This window comes from Leifsonia sp. HAY1-4F, assembly GCF_056755275.1.
Genome location: NZ_JBNDHX010000124.1, coordinates 1 through 10,151, shown reverse-complemented (window position 1 = coordinate 10,151; position 10,151 = coordinate 1). Strand labels below are relative to the sequence as shown.

Here is a 10,151-nt window from a genome sequence, read left to right as displayed (position 1 = left end):
AGACGAGGATGCGGTCGGGCAGCACCTCGATCCGCTCGCCCACCCCGTCCAGGCGTTCCGCGACCTCCGCATTGCGTTCAGAACCGAAGCGCACCTCCAGCACTTCCCGCGTCGAGTACTCGCGGATGAGCCGCGCCGGCGACCCCTCCGCCATGATCGTGCCCTTGTCGACGACGACCAGGCGGTCGCACAGCTGCTCCGCCTCATCCATGTAGTGCGTCGTCAGGACGAGGGTCGTGCCCTGCTCTTTGAGCCGGAACAGCCGGTCCCAGAGGATGTGCCGGGCCTGGGGATCGAGCCCCGTGGTCGGCTCGTCCAGCAGCAGGATGCGCGGGTCGTTGATGAGGGCGCGTGCGATGGTCAGCCGGCGCTTCATCCCGCCGGACAGGTCGTCGACCTTCGCCTTGGCTTTGTCCTCGAGCTGGGCGAACGCCAGCAGCTCGTCCGCCCGGGTGCGGACGCGCGCCGACGGGAGGCCGAAGTAGCGACCGTAGACGATGAGGTTGTCGCGCACGCGGAGTTCGGTGTCGAGGTTGTCGGACTGCGGCACGACCCCGAGCTGGGACCGGATCTCGGGACCGTACCGGTTCGGGTCGAGCCCCAGGATGCTCAGGTCGCCGGCGCTGCGCGTGGAGACGGCGCCGATCATCCGCATGGTGGTCGACTTGCCCGCACCATTCGGCCCGAGCAGCCCGAAGGACTCCCCCGGCTCCACCTCGAAGCTGATGCCGTCGACGGCCGGGAAGTCTTTGTACTTCTTCACGAGATCGCGGGCGGAGATGACAGGGGCGGGCATAGTTCGACACTGTAGCCGCGACCTCGGACATCCGGGATGCCCGCGCCCGCGGTCGCACGCGCCCGCGCGCGCCGTCGCACGCGGCAATATCAGCAAACAGGCAGTCCGCAGGAAGTACGGTCGAAGCTAGCGCCGCACACGCCTCCGACGCCACCTCCTCCCCCGAATGGAGACACCGTCATGTCCACCACGTCAGCCCCCTCGCGTCGCCGGCGCGGCCTCAGGCGTTCCGCCGACGACGCCGGGCCGCGCGCCCGCTTCTCGCAGCTGCTCCCCTACCTGCTCGAGCACAAGAAGGTGCTCGCCTTCGTGATCGTGCTCAGCGTGCTGGGCGCCGCCGCCAGCCTCGCCCAGCCCCTGCTGGTCAGCCAGGTCATCTCGGTCGTGGGCCGGCAGGAGCCGCTCGGCGGCCTGGTCTGGGGACTCATCGCCCTGGTGGTCGCCTCCGGCCTCATCTCGGGTTACCAGCACTACCTGCTGCAGCGCACCGGCGAGGGCGTCGTGCTGTCGTCGCGGCGCAAGCTCGTCGGCCGGATGCTGCGCCTGCCGATCAGCGAGTTCGACACCCGGCGCACGGGCGACCTGGTGTCCCGCGTCGGATCGGACACCACGCTGCTGCGGGCCGTTCTGACCCAGGGGCTCGTGGAGGCCATCGGCGGTGCACTGACCTTCATCGGCGCGCTGATCGCGATGCTCATCATCGACCCGGTGCTGCTCGGGCTGACCGTGCTGGTGGTCGCCGTCTCCATCGTCGTGGTGGTGCTGCTGTCCGGCCGCATCCGCGTCGCCAGCCAGAAGGCGCAGAACAAGGTGGGCGACCTCGCGGCCGCGGTCGAGCGGGCGATCAGCTCCGTGCGCACCATCCGCGCGTCGAACGCCACCGAGCGCGAGATCGCGGCCGTGGACGACGACGCCACCGGCGCCTGGAGGATGGGCATCCAGGTCGCGAGGATCTCGGCCCTCGTCGTGCCCGTGGCGGGCATCGCGATGCAGGTCTCGTTCCTCGTCGTACTCGGTGTCGGCGGCTTCCGGGTGGCCAGCGGAGCGATCACCGTCGCGAACCTCGTCGCGTTCATCCTCTTCCTCTTCATGATGATCCTGCCGCTCGGCCAGGCGTTCGGCGCCATCGCGGCGGTCAACTCGGCGCTCGGGGCGCTCGGCCGCATCCAGGAGATCCTCGATCTGCCGACCGAGGACCAGCACGACCGCGACATCGCGCCGCTGGCGCTGACGGTCGGCGCGGCGAACGAAGGCCTGGCGCCCGAGGCGCCGGCGATCGAGTTCGTGGAGGTGCGGTTCGCCTACCCGGAGAGTGCCGGAGCTGCGGAGACCGGAGCGGGTGCCGGGGCTGCGGAGACCGGAGCGGGTGCCGGGGCTGCGGAGACCGGAGCGGCCCCCAGCCGGCCGACACCCGAGCGGCTCGCGTTCGAGGCCCTCACCGGGACGGACGTCGTCGCGGAGGCCGAGGCCGCGGCGGGCGGCGGCGCAGGCGCGGACGGCGGGCAGCAGCACAGCGGGGTGCTCCGCGGCGTGAGCTTCCGCGTGCCGCGCGGCAAGCGGACGGCGTTGGTCGGGCCGTCCGGGGCCGGCAAGTCCACCATCCTGGCCCTCGTCGAGCGGTTCTACGACCCGCAGGCCGGCGAGGTCCGCTTCGGCGGTATGGATGTGCGCACGCTCGATCGCGTCGGCCTGCGCTCGCAGATCGGCTACGTGGAGCAGGATGCGCCGGTGCTGGCCGGGTCGCTGCGCGACAACCTGACGCTCGCAGCGCCCGACGCCACGGACGAGCAGTGCGTCGACGTGCTCCACGCCGTCAACCTGACGGAGGTGCTCGAACGGAGCGAGCTCGGCCTGAGCGCTCCCGTCGGCGAGGACGGCATCATGCTCTCCGGCGGCGAACGTCAGCGCCTGGCGATCGCCCGCGCGCTGCTGGCCGCACCTCCGGTGCTCCTGCTGGACGAGTCCACTTCCAGCCTGGACGGCCGCAACGAGCAGCTGATGCGGGAGGCGATCGACGCGGTCGCCGCCGACCGCACCCTGCTCGTGATCGCGCACCGCCTGTCCACCGTCGTCGACTCCGACCAGATCGTCGTGCTCGACCACGGCCGCGTCATCGGGACCGGAACCCACTCCGAGCTCGTCGAGACCACTCCCCTCTACCGCGACCTCGCCAAGCACCAGCTCCTCGTCTGACCCTCGCGCCCCCGCGCCCCTCGCCCGCGCGCCCCTCACGCCCCACCATTGAGTACGCAAAGACTGCACGCAATCAGGGGAGAAAGCGTGCAGTCTTCGTGTACTCGATGGTGGGGCTGAGCCCCCTTCAGGACTGGAGGTGGTAGCGGAGGGAGGCCAGCTCGGCGCGCAGGGCGGGCGGGACACGCGAGCCGAAGCGGTCGAAGAAGGTCTCGGTGAGGTCGCACTCGGCGAGCCAGCTCGCGCGGTCCACCTCGAAGAGCGCCTCCACGTCGGCGGCCGGCAGGTCGAGCCCGTCCAGGTCGAGCTCGTCGACGATGGGAAGGCGGCCGATCGGCGCCGAGACGCTTCCGGCCAGTCCCTCGACCCGCCGCGCGATCCACTCGATGACGCGCGCGTTCTCACTGAACCCCGGCCACAGGAACCGGCCGTCGTCGCCCCGGCGGAACCAGTTCACCTGGAAGATCTCGGGAGCCTGGTCGCCCAGCTTCTCCCCCATCTCCAGCCAGTGCGCCCAGTGGTCGGCCATGTTGTAGCCGCAGAACGGCAGCATCGCGAAGGGATCGCGGCGCAGCTCGCCGACCGTGCCCTCGGCCGCCGCCGTGCGCTCCGACGAGATGGTGGCGCCGAGGAACACGCCGTGCCGCCAGTCGCGCGCCTGCGCCACCAGCGGAACGTTCGTGGCCCGGCGACCACCGAACAGGATGGCGTCGATCGGCACGCCGTCGAACGCATCCCAGTCCTCGGCGATGGACGGGCACTGCGCGGCGCTCACGGTGAACCGCGAGTTGGGATGCGCGGCCGGCCGGCCCGAGTCGGGCGTCCAGTCGTTCCCCTGCCAGTCGATCAGGTGCGCGGGCGGCTCGTCGGTGAGCCCCTCCCACCAGACGTCGCCGTCGTCGCGCAGGGCCACGTTCGTGAAGATCGTGTTGCCCCACAGGGTCTGGACCGCGGTACGGTTCGTGCTCTCCCCCGTCCCGGGCGCGACGCCGAAGAAGCCGGCCTCCGGGTTGATCGCGCGCAGCCGCCCGTCTGGACCCTGGCGGAGCCACGCGATGTCGTCGCCGATCGTCTCGACGCGCCAGCCCGGGATGGTCGGCTCGAGCATCGCGAGGTTCGTCTTCCCGCAGGCCGACGGGAAGGCGGCGGCGAAGTGGAAGGCGCGGCCCTCGGGCGAGGTCACCTTGATGATGAGCATGTGCTCGGCCAGCCAGCCCTCGTCCCGCGCCATCGCCGACGCGATCCGCAGCGCGAAGCACTTCTTCGCGAGGATGGCGTTCCCGCCGTAGCCGGAGCCGTAGGACCACACTTCACGCGTGTCCGGGAACTGCACGATGTACTTGGTCGGATTGCACGGCCACTGCACGTCGTCGCGCGGCTGCCCGTCCGCATCCACCAGCGGGAAGCCGACGCTGTGCACGGTCGGCACCCACGGCTGCCCGGCCTCGATCAGGTCGAGGACGGTCTCGGTGACGCGGGTCATGATCCCGAGGCTGACAGCGACGTAGGCGGAGTCCGTGAGTTGGATGCCGACCTGCGAGATCGGGCCGCCGACCGGTCCCATCGAGAACGGGACGACGTACATCGTTCGTCCGCGCATGCTGCCGGCGAAGACCTCGCGCAGCTCCGCGCGCATCGCCTCCGGCTGCCGCCAGTTGTTGGTCGGACCGGCATCGGCCTCGTTCTCGGAACAGATGAAGGTGCGATCCTCGACGCGGGCCACGTCGGCCGGGTCGGTTCGGGCGAGGAAGCTGTTCGGCCGCCACTCCGGGTTCAGCCGGATCATCTTGCCTTCGGCGACCAGCTGCTTGGTGAGGCGGTCGGCCTCGCCGAGGGAGCCGTCGCACCAGACGACCTCCTCAGGCCGGGTGAGGGCGGCGATGCCGTCGACCCAGCGGCGGACGACGTCCAGTCCTCCGGACGGTGCCGTGTCGGTGAGGGGGAGCTCGGCGATACTCATGCGGGTTCCTTATCGTCGGAAGATTTGGTGTTGACTCCAGTTTCTGCGAGGTTCCGACGAAGAGAACCGCGAATACTGCTGTAAGAATCGCGAATCTTTCGCTATTGTGAATCCATGAGCACCGTGGAGACCGGCGACATCGATGTCGCAACGCTCGGGCATCGCATCCGTCACTTCCGTACCCGGCGCGGCATGACCCTCGACGAGCTCGGGGCCGCGGCCGGCGTCGCGGCGAGCCAGCTGTCGCTGATCGAGAACGGCAAGCGGGAGCCGCGCATCTCGCTGTTGAGCGCTCTCGCCAGCGCCCTCGGCGTCCAGCCCGCCGATCTCCTCTCGGCCGAGCCGCCGGACGAGCGGGCGGCGCTCGAGATCGAGTTGGCGCGGGCGCAGCGCGGGTCGCTGTACGCATCCCTCGGCCTGCCCGCGGTCAAGCCGACGAAGGGGACGCCGACGGAGACCCTCCAGGCGCTCGTCGGGCTGCACCGGGAGCTCGGCCGGCGCGCGAACGAGGCGATCGCCACGCCGGAGGAGGCTCGGCGCGCGAACACCGAACTGCGGGAGCGGATGCGCGCACAGGACAACTACATCCCCGAGATCGAGGAGCTGGCCGAGCAGCAGGTGCGCGCCTCCGGCCACGTCCGCGGCGCCCTGACGCACCGCGAGGTCAGCGTAATGGCCGAGAAGCTCGGGTTCGAGCTGATCTACGTGAACGACCTGCCCAGGTCCGCACGATCGATCACCGACCTCGAGAACGGGCGCATCTACCTGCCGCCGGCGTCGATCCCGGGCGGCCACGGCCTCCGCTCGATGGCGTTGCAGGCCATGGCGCACCGGCTGCTGGGGCACACCCGGCCGCAGTCGTACGCGGACTTCCTCCGCCAGCGGCTGGAGATCAACTACTTCGCCGCGTGCTGCCTCATGCCCCGGGAGGCTGCCGTCGCGTTCCTGCAGCAGGCCAAGAAGGACAAGGACCTGGCGGTGGAGGACTTCCGCGACGCGTTCGGCGTGACGCACGAGGCGGCTGCGCTGCGTTTGACGAACCTGGCGACGAGGCACCTCGACATGACCATGCACTTCCTCCGCGTCGGCGACGACGGCGCCCTGTACAAGGGGTACGAGAACGACGGGCTCTTGCTGCCGACGGATGTGACCGGATCCATCGAGGGCCAGGTCGTCTGCCGGATGTGGGGCGCGCGGACCGCGTTCACACACACGAACCGCACGACGGAGCTGTACCAGTACACGGACACCCCGGCCGGGACCTACTGGTGCGCGACGCAGGTCGGCACCACCGCCGAGGGCAGCTTCTCGATCAGCATCGGGGTGCCGTTCGATCAGGCGAAGTGGTTCCGCGGCCGCGAGACGACGGCGCGCACCGAGTCGCACTGCCCGGACGAGTCGTGCTGCAAGCGGGCGCCGGGCGAGCTGTCGGGGCGGTGGGCCGGCAAAGCGTGGCCGAGCGCGCGGCTGCACGCGCACATCCTGTCGCCGTTGCCCTCCGGCTCCTTCCCGGGCGTCGACGACTCGGACGTCTACGCCTTCCTGGAGGCCCACTCCGGCGCGTGACATTCGTCACGAATGTCGCCCTACGCCGCGCGGGAGGCGACATTCGTCACGAATGTTGCCCTACGCCGCGCGGGAGGCGACATTCGTGACGAATCGCGGGCTACTTGGGCTGCATCCGGATGGCGCCATCGAGGCGGATGGTTTCGCCGTTGAGCATCGGATTCTCGACGATGGCGCGGACGAGGGCGGCGTACTCGGCAGGGCGACCCAGGCGGGAGGGATGCGGCACTTGCGCCGCGAGGGAGTCCTGCGCCGCCTGCGGCAGCCCCGCCATCATGGGCGTCTCGAAGATTCCCGGCGCGATCGTCATCACCCGGATGAGGCTGCGCGCGAACTCCCGCGCTAGCGGAAGCGTCATCGCCGCCACCCCGCCCTTCGAGGCCGAGTAGGCGGGCTGGCCGATCTGACCGTCGAATGCGGCGACCGATGCGGTGTTGACGATGACGCCGCGCTCCTCGCCCACCGGCTCCGTCTCCGCGATGGCCGCCGCCGCGAGCCGCACGACGTTGAAGGTGCCGATCAGATTCACCCGGACGACACGCTCGAAGTGATCGAGCGGGATGAGGCCGTCCCGCCCGATGACCTTCTCGGCCGTGGCGATGCCCGCGCAGTTCACGACGACCCGCAGAGGACCCAGAGTGGATGCGGTGTCCACCGCCGCCTGCACCGCCTCCTCGTCGGTCACATCGGCCGGGACGAAGCGGGCGGTGGGCCCGAGGGCGATCGCGGCCTTCTCCCCCTCCGAGCTCGGAAGGTCGAGGATCACGACGTGCGCCCCTCCCTCGACGAGCGCGTGGGCGGTCGCGTTGCCGAGTCCGCTCGCTCCGCCGGTGACCAGGGCCGAGCATCCGTCGAGCTGCATGGTTCTCCTTCGTTCGGTGTTCGTTCGAGTTCGGTGTTCGTTCGAGTTCGTTGACGCACCGCGCCCAACTGGGCGCGACGCCCTCAGCGCAGCACTTCGATGAGCGTCGCGTTGGCCGTGCCGCCACCCTCGCACATCGTCTGCAGCCCGTAGCGTCCGCCGCGCGACTCGACCTCGTTCAGCAGGGTCGCAAGCAGCCGGGTCCCGGAGGAGCCGAGCGCGTGCCCGAGCGCGATCGCGCCGCCGTGCGGGTTGAGGCGCGACGGGTCCGCATCGAATTCCTGCCGCCACAGCAGCGGGATGGGCGCGAACGCCTCGTTCACCTCGTAGGCGTCGATCTCGTCCAGCCGGACACCGCCGCGGTCGAGCAGCTTCCGCGTGGCCGGGAGGATGCCGGTGAGCATCAGCAACGGATCGCTTCCAGCGACGGCGAACGAGTGGAATCGGGCTCGGGGCCTGAGGCCGAGGCGCTTCGCCGCCTCCGCGCTCATGATCAGCGCGGCGGAGGCCCCGTCGGTGAGCGGCGACGAGTTGCCGGCCGTGATCCTCCAGTCCAGCTGCGGGAACCGCCCGGCGAGCCGGTCGGTGCGGAACGCGGGCTGCAGCTGGGCCAGCTTCTCCGGAGTCGTGCCCGGACGGATGGTCTCGTCGGCGACGACGCTGCCCGAGTCCGGCGTCGGGACGGCGACCAGCTCGCCCTCGAACGCTCCGTCCGCCGCTGCCCGGGCCGCGCGCGCGTGCGATTCGGCTGCGAAGTCGTCGAGCTGCTCCCGGCTGAAGCCCCACCGGTCGGCGATCAGCTCCGCCGAGACGCCCTGGTTCACGAGCCCCTCCGGGTAGCGTCCCTTCAGCAGGGCACCGCCGAGGGAGGCGCCCTGCAGGTTCGACCCGAGCGGGACGCGGCTCATGGACTCCACCCCGCAGGCGATGACGACGTCGTACGCGCCGGCGATGACGCCCTGCGCCGCGAAGGCCGCCGCCTGCTGGCTCGACCCGCACTGCCGGTCGATCGTGACCGCCGGAACGGTCTCCGGGAAGCCCGCGCTGAGCACCGCCGTGCGCGTGATGTTGCCCGCCTGCTCGCCCGACTGGGTGACGCATCCACCGATCACATCGTCGATGACCGCCGGGTCGATCCCCGTGCGTCCGACCAGCTCCAGCAGTACACCGGCGAGGAGGTCGGCCGGGTGGATGTCGGAGAGCTCGCCGTCCGGCTTGCCGCGCCCCGAGGGCGTCCGGACGACATCGACGATGACCGCCTCCGTGCGCGCCACCTCAGGCTCCGAACGGGTTCGGCGTGAGCGTGTACTTGGTGCTCAAGTATTCGTGGATGCCCTCGAAGCCGCCTTCTCGTCCGAGCCCGGACTGCTTGACGCCGCCGAACGGCGCGGCGGCGTTGGAGACCACGCCGACGTTGAGGCCCATCATCCCCGTCTCAAGCCGCTCGATCATGCGCTGCCCGCGCGCCAGGTCCTTCGTGAAGACGTAGGAGACCAGCCCGAACTCGGTGTCGTTCGCGATCCGGACCGCCTCGTCCTCGTCCGAGAACCGCACGATCGACAGCACCGGCCCGAAGATCTCCTGCCGCAGGATCTCGCTGCCCGCCCGCACATCCGTGACGACCGTCGGCTCGAAGAAGGTGCCCCTCCCGTCGATCCGGGACCCGCCGGTGAGCACGGACGCACCGCGGGTGACCGCATCCTGAAGCAGCTCGCTGGCCTTGTGGATGGCGTCCTCGTTGATGAGCGGACCGATCGTGACCCCGTCCTCGGTGCCGCGGCCGACCTTCAGCCCGTTCACGCGCTCGGTGACGCGCCGCGCGAACTCGTCGGCGACCGCCTCGTGCACGATGAAGCGGTTCGCGGCGGTGCACGCCTCCCCGATGTTGCGGAACTTCGCCAGCATGGCTCCATCGACCGCTTTGTCGAGGTCGGCGTCGTCGAACACGACGAAGGGCGCATTGCCGCCCAGCTCCATGGAGGTGCGGAGCACGTTCTCGGACGCCTGCTGCAGCAGCTTCCGGCCCACCTCGGTCGAACCGGTGAACGACAGCTTGCGCAGCCGCGGGTCGGCGATGATCGGCGCGGACACTTTTCCGGAGGTCGTCGTCGTGACCACGTTGAGGACGCCGCCCGGCAGCCCGGCATCCTCCAGCAGCTTCGCGAAGTACAGCGTCGACAGCGGCGTCAACTCGGCCGGCTTCACGACGACCGTGCAGCCCGCGGCGAGCGCCGGCGCGATCTTCCGCGTCGCCATCGCCAGCGGGAAGTTCCACGGCGTGATCAGGAAGCACGGGCCGACCGGATGCTGCGACACGATCATGCGCCCGGTGCCTTCCGGGTTGGTGCCGTACCGGCCCGCGATGCGCACGGCCTCCTCCGAGAACCAGCGGAGGAACTCGCCGCCGTAGGTGACCTCGCCGTTCGCCTCGGCGACCGGCTTCCCCATCTCCAGGGTCATCAGCAGGGCGAAGTCGTCGCGCCGCTCCTGCAGTAGGTCGAAGGCGCGCCGCAGGATCTCGCCGCGCTGGCGTGCGGGCGTCGCCGCCCAATCGTCCGCGGCGGCCACCGCCGCATCCAGAGCCCGGATGCCGTCCTCCGGGGACGCGTCGGCGATCTCCTTGATGCGGTCGCCGGTCGCGGGGTCGAACACGGGGAAGGTTCCGGCCGATCCGGCCGTCCACTCCCCTCCGATGTACAGACCGTCGGGCACACGCTCCAGCAGAGCCTTCTCATCCATCAGCCGCGTTCCTCCTGTTCGATTCGTCCTCATCG

At 70.5% G+C, this 10,151-nt stretch carries 7 protein-coding genes; 2 read left to right on the top strand and 5 right to left on the bottom strand.

All coding sequences use genetic code 11. From position 1 onward, the window contains the following. Nucleotides 1-796 (bottom strand): ABC transporter ATP-binding protein (locus ACPYOG_RS17280; RefSeq protein ID WP_481295392.1); only part of this gene is annotated, 796 nt, incomplete at its 3' end. A gap of 180 nt (nt 797-976) precedes the next feature. On the opposite strand from ACPYOG_RS17280, the gene ACPYOG_RS17275 reads away from it, so the two are divergent. Beyond that, on the top strand, nt 977-2,989 hold the full coding sequence (locus tag ACPYOG_RS17275) for an ABC transporter ATP-binding protein (RefSeq protein ID WP_481295391.1): 2,013 nt from the start codon (nt 977-979) through the stop codon (nt 2,987-2,989). A gap of 127 nt (nt 2,990-3,116) precedes the next feature. Here ACPYOG_RS17275 and ACPYOG_RS17270 read toward each other — a convergent pair whose 3' ends face one another. Continuing rightward, a complete protein-coding gene (locus ACPYOG_RS17270; RefSeq protein ID WP_481295390.1) occupies nt 3,117-4,949 on the bottom strand; it encodes a phosphoenolpyruvate carboxykinase (GTP) in 1,833 nt (610 codons plus the stop codon). 114 nt (nt 4,950-5,063) lie between these two features. Between ACPYOG_RS17270 and ACPYOG_RS17265 the strand changes: the two genes are divergently transcribed. Next, on the top strand, nt 5,064-6,515 hold the full coding sequence (locus tag ACPYOG_RS17265; RefSeq protein ID WP_481295389.1) for a helix-turn-helix domain-containing protein: 1,452 nt from the start codon (nt 5,064-5,066) through the stop codon (nt 6,513-6,515). 100 nt (nt 6,516-6,615) lie between these two features. Here the strand turns inward: ACPYOG_RS17265 and ACPYOG_RS17260 are convergent, their stop codons facing one another. The 3 genes from ACPYOG_RS17260 to ACPYOG_RS17250 all read right to left on the bottom strand — a co-directional run bounded on the left by ACPYOG_RS17260 (nt 6,616) and on the right by ACPYOG_RS17250 (nt 10,116). After that, nucleotides 6,616-7,377, bottom strand: coding sequence for a 3-hydroxyacyl-CoA dehydrogenase (locus ACPYOG_RS17260; protein WP_481295388.1), 762 nt, complete (start codon nt 7,375-7,377; stop codon nt 6,616-6,618). Nucleotides 7,378-7,460: 83 nt separating this feature from the next. Beyond that, nucleotides 7,461-8,651, bottom strand: a complete 1,191-nt coding sequence (locus ACPYOG_RS17255; RefSeq protein WP_481295387.1) for a thiolase family protein — start codon at nt 8,649-8,651, stop codon at nt 7,461-7,463. A 1-nt stretch (nt 8,652) separates the two neighbouring features. Beyond that, nucleotides 8,653-10,116: an NAD-dependent succinate-semialdehyde dehydrogenase gene (locus ACPYOG_RS17250; RefSeq protein ID WP_481295386.1), complete on the bottom strand. Its 1,464-nt coding sequence runs from the start codon at nt 10,114-10,116 to the stop codon at nt 8,653-8,655. Between the last annotated feature and the right edge of the window lie 35 nt (nt 10,117-10,151).

Coding starts and splice junctions, on each gene's coding strand:
- ACPYOG_RS17275 (WP_481295391.1), top strand. CDS start 977: ATGTCCACCACGTCAGCCCCCTCGCGTCGCCGGCGCGGCCTCAGGCGT.
- ACPYOG_RS17270 (WP_481295390.1), bottom strand. CDS start 4,949: ATGAGTATCGCCGAGCTCCCCCTCACCGACACGGCACCGTCCGGAGGA.
- ACPYOG_RS17265 (WP_481295389.1), top strand. CDS start 5,064: ATGAGCACCGTGGAGACCGGCGACATCGATGTCGCAACGCTCGGGCAT.
- ACPYOG_RS17260 (WP_481295388.1), bottom strand. CDS start 7,377: ATGCAGCTCGACGGATGCTCGGCCCTGGTCACCGGCGGAGCGAGCGGA.
- ACPYOG_RS17250 (WP_481295386.1), bottom strand. CDS start 10,116: ATGGATGAGAAGGCTCTGCTGGAGCGTGTGCCCGACGGTCTGTACATC.